The following is a 16,339-nucleotide window of genomic DNA, read 5'->3' on the forward strand; positions in this document are numbered from 1 at the left end:
GCTCGGACTACTTGGCCGACGCCTTCTTGCCCTTGCGCGGGCGCATGGATGAGGGCGGTGGCACTTGGTCCTTTGCCTGCGGGCACTTGTCGGTGCAGTTGTCGGGGGCCCCGCAGCCATTGCTTCGCAGCTTGGCTCGCTGCTCCTCCGTGGCCGGCTGCCAGGGCTTTGCCAGTGCCCCTGGAGTCGGCTTGGGGAGTCCGAGAGCGGAACTCAGCAGGTGCGCACCGAACAGGGGCGGTACGGCGTTGCCCACCTGCTGGGCCTGCGCCGTTCCGGACCACGGATAGTCCGGCGGGAAGCTCTGCAGCATCCCCGCCTCGTTCATGCTGAACCGTGGACCCTCGTAGACGATGTTCTCGTTCAGGTGCTCGAAGACCACGAAACGGGAGATGCGGCCGGTGACGGTGGTGGCGGGCTGCTGGTCGGTCCGCACTCCACGCCTCCCCGGGTTCCCCGAACTGCCGTAGTTCGAGCGGACCAAGAAGGGAGTGACACGCCCGGGATGCGAGCCCACCGAGTCCGAGAGGACATCACGCATCGACCTCCAGGGGAGCCTGTCGTCGTCGCTCCCTGTTGTGCCGCCCTCGTCAAGGGTCGGCTGACGGGCCTGGTCAGGTGCGCTCGTCCCGTTGTTCCGGTTCCATTCCTTCGCATCATAGGAACGGTGTGTAGGGGAGGGAAGCGAGGGCTGACCGAGCCCTTCGCGTCGAGCGATCAACACCGCGCGAGATCGGGTCTGTGGTACCCCGTAGGTCTCGGTGTCCAGAACGCCGACGACAACCTTGTATCTGGTCCCGTCGGGGAGCCCTGTCTCGGCCAGCACCTTGGCGTAGTGCTCCCAGAGTGGGGCCACTGCTGGGACCTGCTCCAGGACGATCACATCGTACGGTCGGTTCTCACGGTTGGGGCTCCGCGTTGCCTGAATCGCGTACCGCAGAGGTTCGAGGACCAGTGCGGTACGTGGATCGGGGAGATCCTTGAGCTCTTCGTCGATCTTCTTGTCGGAGTCACCTGGCATCAGCCTGTCGATGTACTTCTTGACCCTGTCCAAGGCCTGGCGCCCGGCGCCATGCCCGGCCACCGAGTACGTCTGGCACGGAGGGCCGCCGGCGAGCACGTTGATCTCCGGAGGCAGCGACTCGAAGGCGTCCCTGCGTACCGCGCTCACATCCGCGTGCAGGGTGTCCAGCCCGGCAGCGTACCGGGTCAGGCACGCGCTTCTGTCCCACTCGATACCGAGACTCGGGATGTCGAGCGAGTGACCGGCGACGTCCAGCCCTCCGGGACCTGCGAAGAGGTCGAGGACGAAGGGCTGGTCGAGGATGGGCTTGTGGGACGCCGTGCTGGTCATGTGGCCGAAGTCTAGCCGGCAGCGGGGACTGCTGGATCCAGAATCAGCGCTGCGGCGACAGCCCTCCCTAGCGCCTCCCCCACCGGCGGTGGTGTCGCGTGCCCGACCTGGCGGTATCGGGCGGTCTTGCGCCCGGTGATCTCCCAAGTCTCGGGAAACCCCTGCAACAGCGCGGCCTGCTCGACCGTGATCTTCACCATGTTGTCCCTGCCGAGCTCGGGGTTCCATACGAAGTCCGCGTCGGGCACATCGTCGCCCACGGTGTGACCGTTGACACCCATGGTCGCCCAGGTCCGCTTGGCTCCCGTCGGTCCCAGGTCCGCGCCGCCCCGGTTCTTCGAGCCGCCGACCAGAGTCGGTGCCGGTCGATCGGCCTGCGCGACCCAACGGGCGGCGTCCGGCCACCCCCGTGAGGCCATGGTCGGTCCCAGAACGGCACCGACCGTCGTGGGCTGCTGCACGGTCGGTACCGGTGGCCGGAATTTCGAGGCCCATTGCTGCTCGATGGCGACGAGGACGCCCTGCTTGCGGTTCTGGGGCACGCCGAAGTCGACGGCGTTCACCACGAACCAACTGAACTCATATCCCAAGTGGGCCAGTTCGGCTCTGGCAAAATCACGAAACTGTTGGTAGGCGTTCGAGTGCGCGAGCCCCGGAACGTTCTCGATGAGCACCGCACGAGGCCTGATCGCATGGACTAGATAGACCGTGGCCTTCAGTAATTGCTCCTCCGCACGCGAATCCGCACGTCCGACGGTCGCACTCGACTTCACCCGCGGCAGGCCGGCCGAGAGGAGATCCACATCGAGGCTCTCGGGATGTTCCGCTGGGTCGAAGTCCACCAGGTCGGCGTGAAGTACGTTCCAGTGCGGTCGGTTCGCCCGCAGAGTGCTGACGGCGAGTTCGTCGTCGTCCAGCAGCAGGCGCGGCTCGAATCCTGCCTGCTCCAGTCCGAGGGCGAGCCCACCGGCCCCGGAGCACACGTCGACGAAAGTCAGTCCACTCATTCTCTGCTCCCCCGGGTCGCTTCCGTCCGGCGTTGCTCCACAGCCGCCACCACCCGTACGGCCACTTCCCCAGGAGCCTCGTGCTCCCAGAATCGCAGCACCGTCCAGCCTTCCGCGATCAGATGCTCGGTCGTCTCCCGGTCGCGGGCCATGTTCCGATCAAGCTTGCGACGCCACCAGTCCGCGTTGGCCTTCGGGTGAGTGGCGTGCTGGGGACAGCCGTGCCAGAAGCAGCCGTCGATGAGGACCGCGACCTTGGCCCGAGTGAAGGCCACGTCGATCCGTCGCCGGGGCATGCCCGGCACGGGGTACTCCACGCGATAACGCAGGCCGGCTGCGTGCAACAGCCGTCTTACAGCCAGCTCAGCCTCCGTGTCTTTGCTCACCTGCTTGCTCATGCGGGCGGAAACGGCAAGAGAGGAGGGGACGACATTGGGCACGGGATTATCCTGCCGGCGTAGGTGGATCGGCGTGTAGCGAGGGAAGGACTCGCCGCACTGGAGTGGGCATCGTCGGCGGAGGGGCCGCCCGCTTCTTTGTCAGTGTCGTGCCTCCGCGCCCCGCATCAAGGGCGCTCCCGCTCCGCTGCGCTCCGCGTCCGCGTCGGCTGCGCCGATGGCCCTCCGGGCCACCCTTGACCCGGGCCGCTCCAGCACGGGGTGGAAGCGAGCGGGCGGCCCGGGGAAAGTGGGCGGCTTCCCGGGGTGTGCCCTCGGGGCGGCTGCGGTCGTGGCCGGGGTTGGGGGCGCGTCGGGTGGTCCGGGCACGCCGCGTGGGTTTGGCGGCGGGCGGCGGGCTCAGAACCGAGGTGCTTATGAGCCGTGGCAGGCGTCGTACGGCTGGGTTTGGCCGCACCAGCAGTCCGAAGTGCGCTGCGGAGGCCAAGCCACCGCTCGTCCCCGGGCCGCCAGGGTCGTTGCGTACTGGGGGAGGAGGGTGGTGTCGGCCGGGGAGGAGCCCTCTGAGGCTGCGAAGGCCTCGTAGGAGGGGACTGTGGCTGTGACGATGCCGAGGTTCGGGGTGCCGGAGGTGGAGAGTTCGCGGAGGGAGGATTCTATGGTCGCGAGGTGTTCGGGGTGGGACGGGTACTCCGTGGCCAGGTCCGGGTACGCCGACAGGAGTTCTGTCAGTTCGGTCGCCGGCCAGTGCAGGACCGCTACCGGGAAGGGGCGGGAGAGGGCCTCGCGGTAGGTGCCGAGTTCTGCTCGGAGGCGGGAGATCTCGGCTTCCAGTTCCTCCGGGTTGTCCGAGCCCAGGGACCAGACGCGCTTGGGGTCGTGGAGTTCGTCCAGGGAGATCGGGGAGGAGTGGAGGGTGTCGGCCAGGGCGTCCCAGTCGTCGTGGGGGAGGCCGAGCATGCGGCGGACCCGGTGGCGGCCGAAGAGGACGGGGTGGGTGGCGTAGGGGGGTTCGGCTACGTCCGTGAGGAGGAGGGTCGCTGCCTCCGTGAACGTGTCGTGCGCCGCTTCCAGCTCGTCGTGGGATTCCAGGGATTCGGCGACGATGACCCAGGGGGCCGGGTCCCGGGGGGCCGTGGTGCGGATGCCGTCGATGATCGCCCGCGCCTCGGCCTCGTGGTCGTACTCCCACAGGTTCGACGCCTTGAGGGCGCGGACGAGGGGCGCGTTCTCCAGGGTGTCCGGGGTGGAGAGGAGGCGGTCGTAGAGCGCGGTCGCGGCGGGGCGGGCGTCGGCCAGTTCCAGGTGGGCCGCGGCCTGGAGCAGCAGGGCCTCGGCGTCCTCGGGGTAGCGGTCGGCGGTCCGCTCCAGGCGTGCCGCTTCGGCGGTGTGGTCGACGTTCTCGGCAGGCGTGTCGGGGCGCATGAACGACACCGTACTGCCCGGCGGTGACAAAGAAGAGATAGGGATAGGGGGCAGTCGGTAGCGAGGGGAGTCGTTCGGTGCGGTTTGAGTTCGGTGGGTGTGTCGTGGAGTGGCGGGGGCCTGCTCCGTACTACTTCGTGCCTGTGCCGGAGGAGGAGTGCGAGGAGGTGCGGGCCGTGGCCGCCATGGCCTCCTACGGGTGGGGGGTCATTCCGGTCGAGGTGACCTTGGGCGGGGTGGTGTTCGAGACGTCCTTGTTTCCCAAGGACGGGGGGTATCTGCTGCCGCTCAAGAGCGCGGTGCGGAAGCCGCAGGGACTGGAGGCGGGGGACGAGGTGCGGGTGGAGATGCGGGTTCGGCTGGGGTAGGGGGTGGGGTGGCGGCGGGGCACGGTGAGCTGCTTGGCCCCGCCGCCGGTCCGGTCTGGTCCGGGACGGTTCGGGTCAGATCGTCACGCCGTCGATCTGGAGGGTCTGGACCGCCTTCGCCGCCACCGACACCGCGACCGTCTTCCCGGACAGGTAGGTGTCCGAGTACGACTTGTACGCGTCGCCGCCCGTCGTCACCGTGTTCCAGCGGGGGACCAGGCCGCCCGTGCCGCCCGTCACCGTGGTGAAGCCGGAGAGGTTGAAGGTGAAGGTCTGGGCGGAGGTGGCGGTGTTGAGGGCCACTATCACCAGGCGCTTCGCCGAGGAGTCGTAGGCGGCCACTGCGTTGCTCACGCCCGTGTCCAGGATCTTCATGCCGGGGCGGATGTGGCGGCTGAACTGCGCCATCACGTAGTACTTGGTGGTGACCGCGCCGGCCGCCAGGGTGCTCGCGTCGTACGCGATCATCGCCCAGTTCGTGGACGGGTCCATGACCTGCCAGTAGACCCAGGCCGTGGGGTGCAGCCAGCGGAAGTCGTAGAGCAGGTTGAAGGCCATGGTGTAGCCGGTGCCGTCGTTGTCGCCGGTCTCGGAGTTCCAGAGGGCCTTGCCGGCCGTCGTCACGACGTCGGTGTAGAGCAGGTCGCGGCGGCCGCCCGAGCCCTGGTAGCCGTGGACGTTCACGCGGTCCACATAGCCCTTGGTGGTGGAGGAGAAGGCGCTCCAGGTGGTGCGGGCCAGGTCGTAGCTCGTCTCGTCCGAGGCCGAGATCTTGGTGCTGGTCAGGCCTCGGCTGTTCAACTCGCTGCGGAGATAGGGGAGTACGGCTGACTGGACGGTCGAGTCCATGTGGCAGCCCTCTTGGGTGCCCGTGGCCGTCCACCAGGAGGACGACGGTTCGTTGAAGGCCTCCACCGTCGCGAAGTTCACGCCCCAGTTGTTCTTGGCGTACAGGGCCACGGAGGCGAGGTGGGAGGCGTGCTGGCGGTAGTTCCAGGACTGCAGGTTGTTGCCGCCGTCGGAGGCGCCGGACGGGTTGTGGTTCAGGCACATCCACCACATGGGGGAGTTGGCGAAGAGCTCGGCCGTCGCGCCGCGGTTCACCGCCTTGACGAGCATGGCTCGTTGGGTGGCGTCGGCGGTCCAGTCCCAGGCCGAGGAGGTGGGGTCCTCGTTGTTCCAGTCCTGCCAGTAGCCCTCGATCTGCTTGAACGCGGGGATGTTGGCGGAGGCCACCATGCTCTCGCCGTTCACGCTGTTCCAGCTGGACGCGCCCAGGTTGTAGCGGGCGATGTTCAGGCCCAGGCCGGGGAGCGACGTGCTGTTGTACGTCGTCGACTTGGTGGTGAAGAAGATGTCGGCGAAGTCGTCCCGGGTGCCGAAGACGTTGCCCCACCAGGCCAGCGAGGTGCCCCAGCCCTCCCAGGTGCCGTACGAGGTGGATGGGCTGACGGCGATCGTGGCGTCGGCGCGGGCCGTGCCGGTGGCCAGGGCGCTGCCCAGGAGGCCGCCTCCCGCGGCGGCCAGAAGTGTTCTGCGTCGGATCATGGCTGTTTCTCAACCTCTCCGTGCGGCTCAAACACCGGTTCCCGGACCGGCGTTGACTCGTCCCCCCGCATGCCAACAGGAAGCATCAGGTGTGGCGTGCGAGGTTGTCGAGGGTTGTGACAGTGCTTTCTGACAGTGGTTTCTAAAACCCGTGAAGGAAGCGGTGGGGAAACCGTCGTGGGGAGGTCCGGTGACGGGGAGCCGTGCAGCTCTGGTGAGTTGGCGGCGGGCGCCTTATCGTGCGGGACCGACCGGGGGTCGGCGGGAGGTGCGCGGTGCGGGTCGTGGGGCACGGTGAGCGGCGGTGGCGGGCCCGGCGCCGGCGGGTGCTGTGGACCGGGGGTGAACTCCTCGTCACGGTGGGCGTGGTGCTCATGCTCCTTGTCGTGCACCAGCTGTGGTGGACCAACCGGGAGGCCAGGCAGGGGGCCGAGCGGAAGGTGGCGGCACTGGAGCGGGAGTGGGGCAGCGGGCAGTCGAACGGCTCCGGAGGCGATGGCGGTGGAGGAACGGGCGGCTCCGGTGCGGCCGGTTCCGGTTCGTCCGCCGGGTCGTCCGGCGCCGGGCGGCGGCAGACGTCGTACACCACCCGGGTCGTCGCATCCCAGGCGTACGCCGTCCTCGTCATCCCGCGGCTCGGGCTGCGCGTCCCGATCGCCGAGGGCGTCAGCAAGCCGAAGGTGCTCAACCACGGGTACGTCGGCCACTACCCCGGTACCCAGCAGCCGGGCCAGGCCGGGAACTTCGCGCTCGCCGGGCACCGCAACACCCACGGCGAGCCGTTCCGCTATCTGCCGCGGCTCAGGCGCAAGGACACGATCGAGGTCGAGACGGAGTCGGCGACGTACACGTATGCCGTGGACCAGATCCTGCCGCAGACGTCGTCCCGGGACTCGGGGGTCGTCAGGGCCGTACCGCGTTCGATCGTGAAGCCGTCGTACGGGTACAAGGAGCCCGGCTACTACATCACGCTCACCACCTGTACGCCCGAGTTCACCTCGCGGTACCGGATGGTGGTGTGGGGGAAGCTGGTGTCGATGCGGCCGCGGGCGGGGACCGGGTGACCGTCGGGTGCGGGGGGCGAAGGGCCGGGGGTCGGGTTCCGGTGATATTCACGGGAGTTGAGGAGCTGGCGAAGGCCGACGGGTGAGGAAGCGCCGAGGCCCGGTTCGGCTCCCTGTGGCTCCCGGCAGGCGACGGTCGACCGCATCGCCTACCGTGAAGAGGTTCGGTGAGCCCGGGGTCCTCGACCTCGGAGCACTCACGTCCGCAGTCGCGGACACATCTGGTGGGGCCGGGAAGATACCGGCCGCCCCGCTGTCTCGCCCTTGGCCCAGGCCCAGGACCTCATGGGGGTTCTGGGAGTCACGTATGCCGAGGACATGATGTGTCTGCGGCGCTTCCTGCTGGTCGGTGCCGCCTTGACAGGTGCCGTCGAGACGGGTGGTGCCACTCCGGGTGAGGAGTTCGGCATCTCCCCGCCTGTGGTGCCTCCTCGAAACGGCACGGCGGTCGCCGAGTCGCAGGAGACTCAAGCACCGGAGGGATCATGACCATGTCCCGCCTGTCTCTGAAAGCCACGCTGTGCATGTTCGTCGCGTTGCTGATGGCAGCGCTGTGGACGCAGCCGGCGAACGCGTACACCTGGGCCCGAAGGGTCACCGTGTACAACGCTTCCGGTCTGTGCGTCCAGGGAGACGCAGGAATCGACCACCAGAGGCCCGGCGCGTTCTCCGGCAACCTCGCCTACTCGGTGACCTACGCGCTGAAGCAGGGATGCGGTACGGGTCTGAACGAGCCCGACGGCTGGGCCGCCACGCGAGCCATCGTCTTCAAGTGGAACGGGTCCGCCTGGGACGTGTGCCGCAGCAGTGACTGGAAGTTCGGTGCCACCGGCGTGAACCGATGGGGTCCGTGGGGGCCGGAGCAGGGCATCGACTGGGGCGGGTGGGCTTCGTGCGGGGCGGGCTTCTACGGAACGCAGGCCGCGGCCTTCGTCTGGGACGGGTCCGCATGGCGAGGGGGCAGTGTCTGGTCGGGGTTCGAAAAGGCCACGCCCGCGGGAGTTGCCCGCATGTGGCAGCCCGCGAACAGTTCCGCTCCCGCTCCGCACGTCAAGCCGCCCGCTGTCCGGCCGGCGGCCCGGGCCGCCCGGTAACGGGCGGGAGCAGGAAGCACTTTGAGCTCACTCGGGGATCGCTCTGAGCTCACTTCGGGGAAGTGCCCGGCGCGTCTGCGAAGGCGCGTCGGGCACTTCCGCGCTGGTGAAGGAACGTACGGTCGATCGAGGCACTTCCGGCGCCGGATCCGCTCATGCCGGATGCCGGATCCGCTACCGCGCCCGCTCCCGCAGCGCCACCACCCCCGCCGCCCCCAGTACCGCCACCCCCGCGGAGACCGCCATCGCCACGTCCGCCCCGTGTGCCAGGCCGGTGCCGGACGACGTGGCCAGGGCGATGGTCAGGGCCACGCCCGCGCAGGAGCCGATGTAGCGGAAGGTCTGCTGGGCGCCCGAGCCCATCGCGGCCCGGGCGGCGGGGACCGACTCCACCGCCAGGAGGGGGAGCGCGGCGTTGAGGAGGCCGCTGCCCACCCCGCCCAGGACCAGGCCCGGCAGCAGCCGGGGCCAGGAACCCGCGTCCAGGGCGCCCAGCATGGCCAGCGCGCCGCCCGCGTGGAGGAGGAAACCGGCGGCGAGTTGCCAGCGGGGTGAGACCCGGCCCGCGAGGCGCTTCGCCTGCAGCGCCACCGTGAAGGACAGGCCGGACCAGAGCAGGAACAGCCACGCCGTGTCCATCGCGGACATTCCCAGCGTCTGCTGGAGCAGCGCCGGCAGATAGCTGAACAGGCCTATCACCGTCAGGCCCGTGACCAGGCCGCTGAGGGAGGAGGCCAGGAAGCGGGGGGTGCGGAAGAGGGCCAGGTCGATCATCGGGGTCGACGAGAAGCGGCGCTCGACGAGGGTGAAGGCCGCCAGCAGGACGACCGTGGCCGCCAGCAGCAGGGCCACCGGTGCGCGCAGCCACCCGTCCCGGCCCAGGGTCAGTGCCGCCACCAGGGACACCAGCGCCAGCCCGAAGGTGAGGGCCCCGGCGACGTCCGGGCGGCCGCCGCGCGGTGAGCGGGACTCCGTCAGCGTGCGGAAGGAGACTCCGGCCACCAGCAGCGCGGCCGCGCCCAGGACGGCGTACGCCACCCGCCAGCTGGGCATCGCGCCGGCGACCAGCGGACCGAGTGCGATGCCGCCGCTCACGAACGCGCCCCACACGCCCGTCGCGTGCAGCCGGCCGCGCGGGCTCGGGAACGCGGCCACCAGCAGGCCCAGGCTGCTCGCCAGGATCGCCGCGCTCGCCGCGCCCTGTGCCACCCGGGCCAGGGTGAAGGCCCAGGTGGAGGTCGTCAGGCCGCCGAGGGCGGTGGTCAGGCCGAGGGCGAGGGTGCCGGCGACGAAGACCCGGCGGCGGCCGTAGTCGTCGGCCAGGCTGCCGACCACCAGCAGGAGGGCGGCGAGGCCGAGCGGGGTGCCGTTCAGCAGCCAGGCCTGGGCGGAGAGCGGGGTGTGCAGGGCGGCGACCGTGTCCGGGAGCGTGACCATCGGGGCGGTGTACGTCATCAGGGCCACGGCGGTCGCGGCGCTGGTGAGGGCCAGGGTGGGGCGGCCGCTCCGGACGGGGGCCGGGGTGGCTTCCGTGACCGGTGCAGGGCTTGCACGCTTCATGGTTCTTTCATTGAACCTAGTCATGGGGGTACCGTAGCACCGTTGGTTCGTTCATTGAACCTGCGAGAGGGAAACTGACTAAGGTGGTCCCCATGGCACTGGGCAAGGACTACGCGACACAGGAGTGCTCGCTCGCCAGCGCGCTGGAGGTCGTCGGCGAGCGCTGGACCCTGCTCGTCATCCGCGACGCGCTCTACGGCGTCCGGCGCTACAACGACTTCCTCGTCCACCTCGGCATCCCGCGCGCGGTCCTGTCGGCCCGCCTCAGGACGCTCACCGAGGAGGGGATCCTGGAGAAGCGCCGGTACCAGGACTCACCGCCCCGGGACGAGTACGTCGTCACCGAGCGCGGGATCGAGCTGTGGCCCGCCCTGCGCGCCCTCGCCGTCTGGGGGCGCGAGCACTTCACGGAACGCCGGCTGCGCTACTTCCGGCACGTGGACTGCGGGACCGAACTCGGCTCGTACGGCGAATGTCCCGCCTGCGGAACCGTCGTACCCGCCGCGGACGTTCTCCTCACGCCGGGGCCCGGACTCGACCCCGACCCGGCGGACCCGGTCAGCCGGGCGCTCCTCAAGCCCAAGAGGCTCCTGGAGCCGCTGGAAACGGATCACGCGTGAGCCGCTGCCTACGGTCCAGTACGTGAACAGGCTCTTGCCCGTTGCACGCTCATCTTGGAGGATCGACCAGTCCTCCGATGGCTGCACCCATCGGTCGGGCGACTGCTGTCAAAGGAGATGGTGACGACCATGAAGCTGCTGCGAGTCGGTACGGCGGGGGCGGAGCGGCCCGCGCTGCTCGACGCCGAGGGTGTCCTGCGGGACCTGACGGGGATCGTCGACGACATCGACGGGGCGCTGCTCGCCGACGACGCGGCGCTCGGGCGCGTCCGCGCCGCCGCCGACGCGGGGGAGCTGCCCGCGCTCGACGCGACCGGGCTGCGGATCGGGCCGCCGCTGGGGCGGATCGGCAAGGTCGTGTGCATCGGGCTCAACTACCACGACCACGCCCGCGAGACGGGGGCCGAGCCGCCGGCCGAGCCGGTCGTCTTCTTCAAGGCCGCGGACACGGTCGTCGGGCCGTACGACACCGTGCTGGTGCCCCGCGGGTCCGTGAAGACCGACTGGGAGGTGGAGCTGGCGGTCGTCATCGGGCGTACGGCCCGTTATGTGGCCGACGACGAGGACCCGCTGGCCTATGTCGCCGGGTACGCCGTCGCGCACGACGTGTCCGAGCGGGAGTTCCAGATCGAGCGGGGCGGGACCTGGGACAAGGGGAAGAACTGCGAGACGTTCAACCCGCTAGGGCCGTGGCTGGTGACCGCGGACGAGGTCGGCGATCCGCAGGGGCTGTCGCTGAAGCTCTGGGTGAACGGTGAGCTGAAGCAGGACGGGACCACGGCCGAGCAGATCTTTTCGGTCGCCGAAGTGGTGCGGTATGTCAGCCGGTTCATGGTGCTGTACCCCGGGGATGTCATCAACACCGGGACTCCGGCGGGGGTCGCGTTGGGGGCGCCGGAGCCGAAGCCGTTCCTGCGGGCCGGGGATGTGGTGGAGCTGGAGATCGGGGGGCTCGGGCGTCAGCGGCAGGAGCTCAAAGACGCCTAAGGGGCGGGGGGGGGTGCTCTGCGCGGGCGGGTGCGGCTTCGTCGTGGTTGCTCGCGCAGTTCCCCGCGCCCCTAAAGGGGCGCTACAGCTTGAGGAAGCTTTCCAGGGCCTCCACCACGAAGCGGTGGTCCTCCAGTTGGGGCAGGCCTGAGACCGTCACCGATCCGATCACGCCGGCGTTCTCGACGGTGATCGGGAACGAGCCGCCGTGGGCCGCGTACTCGTCCGGGTCCAGGCGGGAGGACTCCTCGAAGGTCGTGCCCTTGGCCCGGAAGCGGGCGCCGACCAGGTAGGACGCCGAGCCGTAGCGCTCCACCACCCGGCGCTTGCGGGTGATCCAGGCGTCGTTGTCGGGGGTGGATCCGGGCAGGGCCGCGTGGAAGAGCTGCTGGCCCGCGCGGTGGATGTCGACGGCCACGGGGGCCTGGCGCTCCCGGGCCATCTCCACCAGCAGGGAACCGAGGGCCCACGCGTCGTCGTACGTGAACTGCCGGAAGACCAGGAGTCGCTCCTGCTTCTCCAGCTCTTCCAGCGAAGGGGTGAGTTCGGGGGGCGAACCGCGGGGTGATCTGCGGGTGCTGCATCAGAGGGTCACCGTCACCTTGTCTCGCGCCGAGCGGCGGGCTGCTTCCAGTACGTCCAGGGCGGCGGCCGCCTCCAGTGCGGTCACCGGGTTGGGGCCCTCGCCCCGCAGGGCCCGGGCCACGGCCGCGTAGTACGCGGGGTAGTCACCGGGGAGGGTGGGGACGGCCCGGCCGCCGGTGACCGGGGACTCGCCGGCGCCGATACGACCGTACAGCGACTCCGGTTCGTGGCCCCACGCGTCCGCGGCGCCGGGGCGCTCGCCCGTGCGCAGGGCGTCCTCCTGCGGGTCCAGGCCGTACTTGACGTAACCGGCCTTCGAGCCCAGCACCCGGAAACGCGGGCCGAGCTGGGCCGTCGTCGCCGAGACGTAGAGGTGGGAGCGGACACCGTTCGCGTGGGTGAGCGCGATGAACGTGTCGTCGTCGGTCTCGGCGCCGGACCGGCGGATCACCGACTCGGCGTACACCTCGGTGGCGGGGCCGAAGAGCACCAGGGCCTGGTCGACGACATGGCTGCCGAGGTCGTAGAGGAGACCTCCGATCTCTGCCGGGTCGCCGGACTCGCGCCAGCCGCCCTTGGGCTGCGGACGCCAGCGTTCGAAGCGGGACTCGAAGCGCCAGGGATCGCCCAGCGAACCGTCCTCAAGAAGCTTGCGCAGGGTGAGGAAGTCGTTGTCCCAGCGGCGGTTCTGGAAGACCGAGAGCAGCAGACCGCGCTCCTCGGCCAGGGCGGCCAGCCCGCGCGCCTCGGCGGCGGTGCCGGCGACCGGCTTGTCGACCACGACCGGCAGGCCCGCCTTGAGGGCGGTCGTCGCCAGCGGCACGTGCGTCTTGTTCGGGGACGCGATGACGAGGAGGTCGAGTTCCGCAGCCCGGTCGAACAGCTCGTCGGGGGTGGCGACCGTCCGGACGTCGGGGAACTCGGCCTTCGCCTGCGCCTGCCGCTCGGGGTTCGAGGTGACCACCGTGTCCAGGCCGAGGCCCTCGGCGGCGGCGATCAGGGGGGCGTGGAAGACGGATCCGGCGAGGCCGTAGCCGACGAGGCCGACGCGCAGGGGAGTGGCAGCTGTCATGCGTCCTACTTTCGCAACGCTGTTGCCAAAGTGCAAGTGGCAGGGAGAATGAGTGCCGTGAACACGACGAGGAGCGGACGACCGGGTACGGCCGGCGGGCGACCGGGTGCGGTCGGAGCGAATCTGCCGGCCATGCGCAGTCACAACACCGCGCTGGTGCTGGATCTGCTGCGCACGGCGGGCGAGGGCGGCATCAGCCGGCTCGAACTGGCCGAGCGGACCGGGCTCACCCCGCAGGCGGTCAGCAAGATCACCGCCCGGCTGCGGGAGGAGGGTCTCGCCGCGGAGGCCGGGCGGCGCGCGTCCACGGGCGGCAAGCCGGCCACCGTACTGCGGCTGGTGCCGGACGCCGGGCACGCGGTGGGGATCCAGCTCGACCGGGACGAGCTGCGCGCGGTGCTCGTCGACCTCGACGGCACGGTGGTGGCGGCGCGGCAGGCGGAGGTGGACCTGGGGGCCGGGGCGGAGGCCGTCCTCGGCGCGGTCGTGGAGCTGGCCGGGGAGCTGGTCGAGCGCGGCGGCGACACCCTGCTCGGGGTCGGGGTCGGGGCGCCCGGTCCGCTCGACCACATCCACGGGGTGCTGCACCGGGTCACCGGGTTCCCCGAGTGGGACGGCTTCCCGCTGCGGGACGCGCTCGCGGCGCGGCTCGGGGTGCCGGTCGTCGTCGACAAGGACAGCAACGCGGCGGCCCTCGGACTCGCCGTCGGCGGCGAGAGCGGGTCCTTCGCCTGCCTGCTCCTCGGTACGGGGCTGGGCGCCGGTCTGGTGATCGGCGACACCGTGCACCGGGGGGCGCGTACCGGGGCCGGGGAGTTCGGGCACCAGGTCGTCCAGCTCGACGGGCCGCCCTGCCACTGCGGCAACCGCGGCTGCATCGAGGCGCTGTGCCTGGCGGCGGTGGCCCGCGGTGACGTGGCCGAGGCGGCGCGGGTCCTCGGCGTCGGCGCCGCGAACCTGGCCGGCCTGCTCGACATCGACCTCGTGCTGCTCGGCGGCCGGACCATCGCGGCCGCGCCGGAGCCGTTCGTGCAGGGGGTCGCCGCCGTCCTCGACGACCACACCCGGCGGGAGGGGAGCCTGCGTACGACGGTCCCCGTCCGCCTCGCCCCCGGCGGCGGCCGGGGTGTCGCGGAGGGCGCGGCCCAGCTGCTCCTCGCTCCGCTGTTCGGACGCGCGGACGGCTGACCGCTGTTCGGCACCGCCGAAATCCGCCGTTGTGGTTGATCGCCGTCGCGGCGGGGTGAGGAAGAGCGGCGGCTGGGTGGGGAAGAGCGGCGGCGGCGAACAGGGGGCGGCGAACAGGCGGCGGCGAACGGGGTACCGGCGACGGCTGATCGGGCGGAGTGTGTCCGTTCCCGTGGAGTGGCGTCCGGTGATCTCGGCCCGTGCCCGGCAGAGTCACCTGTCCATGCGCATGCGACTGAGCACTCCCCTGTCCCTCTGCCTGGCCGCCGCAGCCGCCGTACTCGCCCCCGCGCCGTCGGCGACGGCAGCCCCCGCCGTCGCCGGGACGTCCTGCGCGGGTGCCGACGAGCCGGGCTTCCCCCTCACCACCCGCCTCCACGACGGCCCCTCGTCCTACGAAGCCGGCGGCGGCTTCGGCACCTGGTACCTCGACCTCACCAACACCACGGGCCGCACCTGCACCGACGTCCACCCGGTCGTCGTCCTCGTCGACGACAAGCGTGCCCTCAAGCCGTCCCAGACCGAGCTGGAGTTCTACGACGGCCCGCGCACCCGCCCGGTCCCGCTGACGGTGACCGACGAGTCCGAGCTGGTCGGCGTGTTCGACGGGACCGGCTTCCCCGGGTTCACCGTGGCACCCGGGGCGACCGTCTCGGTCAAGGTCAGACTCGCCGTCACCTCCGACGCCGTACGCAACGGGGTCACGGCCAACGCGGCCGTCGTCCAGCGGCAGGGGTCGGACGGCGAGTGGGTGGGGGAGTCGAACGACTACCGCTTCGGCATCGGCGGCGAACCGCCGCCCCCGCCCGCGAGCATCGCCCCAGCCGTCCCTTCCGGCGGCGCGCAGGTCGGCCCGCAGACGCCCCGGGGGACCAGCCCCGAAAGCCCCGAAGGCACGGAAACCCCCGAAGGCACGGAAACCCCCGGAGGTCCCGAAAGTCCCGCCGACCCCGACACCAGCCCGGGGGCCAGCCCCGGAGCCACTCCCGGGGGCACCCCCACCGCCTCGCCCGGCGGCAGCGCCCGACCCTTCACCGACGAGGCCCGGGGAGGCGGGGACGGCGGCACGGGGGCCTGGGACGCCGAGGGTGCCTGGGCGGCCGGGGAACGCGCCCGCGAACTGGCCCGCACCGGCCTCGGCCTGGCCCACGGCCTGTTCACGGCCGCCCTCGCCCTGCTCACCGTAGGAGTCGGCGCGTTCCTGCTGGCACGCCGACGGCGGTGACCCTCGTCCGGTGCGGGAGGCGCCGTCTGCGACCATCCCTGCGTGGACTACCCGAACGACCAGGCCCCCGGCGCCCCCGTCCGCTCCGGCATCCCCGAGCACGGCCGCATCCCGAAGTACTACGCGGTCAAGGCGCGGATCGACCGGCTCGTCGGCGAACTGGGGGAGGGCGGTCTCATCCCCACCGAGCGTGATCTCTCGGAGGAGTACGGGGTCGCCCGCGAGACCGTCCGGCAGGCGCTGCGCGAACTGGTGCTTGAGGGCAAGCTGCGCCGGCAGGGCCGGGGCACGGTCGTCGCGGGGCCCAAGCTGGAGCAGCCGCTCTCCCTCGCCAGCTACACGGAAGGCGTACGGCGCCAGGGCCGCACCCCCGGCCGCAGCCTGGTCACCCTCGACCGCTTCCCGTGCCCGGCGGCCCTCGCCGCCGAGACCGGCCTGGAGCGCGGCGAACCCGTCTGGCACCTGGAGCGCGTGCTGCTCGCCGACGACGAGCGGGTCGGCCTGGAGAGCACGTACGTCGCCGTCGCCCGGGTCCCGCGCCTCGACTCCGACTTCCACCCCGACTCGTCCTTCTACGGCTACCTGCACGAGCAGGGCATCGCCTTCGGGGACGCCGACGAACGCATCGAGACCGTGCTGGCCACCCCGCGCGAGGCCCTCCTCATCGGCACCCCGCCGGCCCTTCCGATGCTGCTGATCCACCGGGTGTCACGGGACACCGAGGGGCGGCCGCTGGAGCGGGTGCGGTCGCTGTACCGGGGGGACCGGTTCTCGTTCACGACCCGTCTGCGCGGCTGAAAAGCACCGATTCGGGATACTTCTGCCCTCTCTTGATTATCACGAA

At 71.0% G+C, this 16,339-nt stretch carries 15 protein-coding genes and 1 pseudogene; 8 read left to right on the plus strand and 8 right to left on the minus strand.

Annotation, left to right across the window (positions count from 1 at the left end):
• Positions 1–7: 7 nt before the first annotated feature.
• The 4 genes from SSP29_RS35890 to SSP29_RS35905 form a co-directional block, all read right to left on the minus strand.
• Positions 8–1,354 (minus strand): DNA cytosine methyltransferase, encoded by a 1,347-nt coding sequence (locus SSP29_RS35890; RefSeq protein WP_089105102.1) that lies wholly within the window; start codon positions 1,352–1,354, stop codon positions 8–10.
• Between the two features lie 11 nt (positions 1,355–1,365).
• Positions 1,366–2,361 (minus strand): DNA cytosine methyltransferase, encoded by a 996-nt coding sequence (locus SSP29_RS35895; RefSeq protein WP_089105103.1) that lies wholly within the window; start codon positions 2,359–2,361, stop codon positions 1,366–1,368.
• A complete protein-coding gene (locus SSP29_RS35900) occupies positions 2,358–2,759 on the minus strand; it encodes a very short patch repair endonuclease (protein ID WP_089105347.1) in 402 nt (133 codons plus the stop codon). Before SSP29_RS35900 ends, SSP29_RS35895 begins: the two co-directional genes overlap by 4 nt.
• Before the next feature lie 414 nt (positions 2,760–3,173).
• Positions 3,174–4,184: a hypothetical protein gene (locus tag SSP29_RS35905; protein ID WP_089105104.1), complete on the minus strand. Its 1,011-nt coding sequence runs from the start codon at positions 4,182–4,184 to the stop codon at positions 3,174–3,176.
• A gap of 77 nt (positions 4,185–4,261) precedes the next feature.
• On the opposite strand from SSP29_RS35905, the gene SSP29_RS35910 reads away from it, so the two are divergent.
• The gene (locus tag SSP29_RS35910) at positions 4,262–4,552 is read left to right on the plus strand and encodes a DUF1905 domain-containing protein (RefSeq protein ID WP_089105105.1); all 291 of its coding nucleotides are present in this window, start codon (positions 4,262–4,264) and stop codon (positions 4,550–4,552) included.
• Positions 4,553–4,627: 75 nt separating this feature from the next.
• Here SSP29_RS35910 and SSP29_RS35915 read toward each other — a convergent pair whose 3' ends face one another.
• Positions 4,628–6,100 carry a glycoside hydrolase gene (locus SSP29_RS35915; protein WP_089105106.1) on the minus strand — a complete coding sequence of 491 codons (1,473 nt, stop codon included), beginning with the start codon at positions 6,098–6,100 and terminating at the stop codon, positions 4,628–4,630.
• A gap of 275 nt (positions 6,101–6,375) precedes the next feature.
• Here SSP29_RS35915 and SSP29_RS35920 point away from each other — a divergent pair, with 275 nt between their 5' ends.
• Both SSP29_RS35920 and SSP29_RS35930 read left to right on the plus strand, forming a co-directional pair.
• On the plus strand, positions 6,376–7,164 hold the full coding sequence (locus SSP29_RS35920; protein ID WP_150135559.1) for a class E sortase: 789 nt from the start codon (positions 6,376–6,378) through the stop codon (positions 7,162–7,164).
• A 491-nt stretch (positions 7,165–7,655) separates the two neighbouring features.
• Positions 7,656–8,258 (plus strand): hypothetical protein, encoded by a 603-nt coding sequence (locus tag SSP29_RS35930; protein WP_089105108.1) that lies wholly within the window; start codon positions 7,656–7,658, stop codon positions 8,256–8,258.
• Between the two features lie 174 nt (positions 8,259–8,432).
• On the opposite strand, the gene SSP29_RS35935 is transcribed toward SSP29_RS35930, so the two are convergent.
• Positions 8,433–9,842 carry an MFS transporter gene (locus SSP29_RS35935; RefSeq protein ID WP_150135560.1) on the minus strand — a complete coding sequence of 470 codons (1,410 nt, stop codon included), beginning with the start codon at positions 9,840–9,842 and terminating at the stop codon, positions 8,433–8,435.
• 68 nt (positions 9,843–9,910) lie between these two features.
• On the opposite strand from SSP29_RS35935, the gene SSP29_RS35940 reads away from it, so the two are divergent.
• Both SSP29_RS35940 and SSP29_RS35945 read left to right on the plus strand, forming a co-directional pair.
• Positions 9,911–10,438 (plus strand): winged helix-turn-helix transcriptional regulator, encoded by a 528-nt coding sequence (locus tag SSP29_RS35940; protein WP_150135561.1) that lies wholly within the window; start codon positions 9,911–9,913, stop codon positions 10,436–10,438.
• 129 nt (positions 10,439–10,567) lie between these two features.
• Positions 10,568–11,425, plus strand: coding sequence for a fumarylacetoacetate hydrolase family protein (locus SSP29_RS35945; protein ID WP_089105349.1), 858 nt, complete (start codon positions 10,568–10,570; stop codon positions 11,423–11,425).
• An 82-nt stretch (positions 11,426–11,507) separates the two neighbouring features.
• Here the strand turns inward: SSP29_RS35945 and SSP29_RS35950 are convergent.
• Positions 11,508–12,009 (minus strand): annotated as a pseudogene (locus tag SSP29_RS35950) (heme-degrading domain-containing protein).
• A complete protein-coding gene (locus SSP29_RS35955; protein ID WP_089105112.1) occupies positions 12,009–13,082 on the minus strand; it encodes a Gfo/Idh/MocA family oxidoreductase in 1,074 nt (357 codons plus the stop codon). The pseudogene SSP29_RS35950 and the gene SSP29_RS35955 overlap by 1 nt, the downstream one beginning before the upstream one ends.
• Positions 13,083–13,130: 48 nt before the next feature.
• Between SSP29_RS35955 and SSP29_RS35960 the strand changes: the two genes are divergently transcribed.
• The 3 genes from SSP29_RS35960 (at position 13,131) to SSP29_RS35970 (ending at position 16,293) form a co-directional block, all read left to right on the plus strand.
• Positions 13,131–14,270 (plus strand): ROK family transcriptional regulator, encoded by a 1,140-nt coding sequence (locus tag SSP29_RS35960; protein WP_089105113.1) that lies wholly within the window; start codon positions 13,131–13,133, stop codon positions 14,268–14,270.
• A gap of 223 nt (positions 14,271–14,493) precedes the next feature.
• Positions 14,494–15,495 carry a hypothetical protein gene (locus tag SSP29_RS35965; protein ID WP_089105350.1) on the plus strand — a complete coding sequence of 334 codons (1,002 nt, stop codon included), beginning with the start codon at positions 14,494–14,496 and terminating at the stop codon, positions 15,493–15,495.
• A gap of 42 nt (positions 15,496–15,537) precedes the next feature.
• A complete protein-coding gene (locus tag SSP29_RS35970) occupies positions 15,538–16,293 on the plus strand; it encodes a GntR family transcriptional regulator (protein ID WP_089105114.1) in 756 nt (251 codons plus the stop codon).
• Positions 16,294–16,339 lie beyond the last annotated feature (46 nt).

Origin of the sequence: Streptomyces hyaluromycini (genome assembly GCF_002217755.1) — a bacterium.
GTDB classification, from domain to species: Bacteria; Actinomycetota; Actinomycetes; order Streptomycetales; family Streptomycetaceae; genus Streptomyces; species Streptomyces hyaluromycini.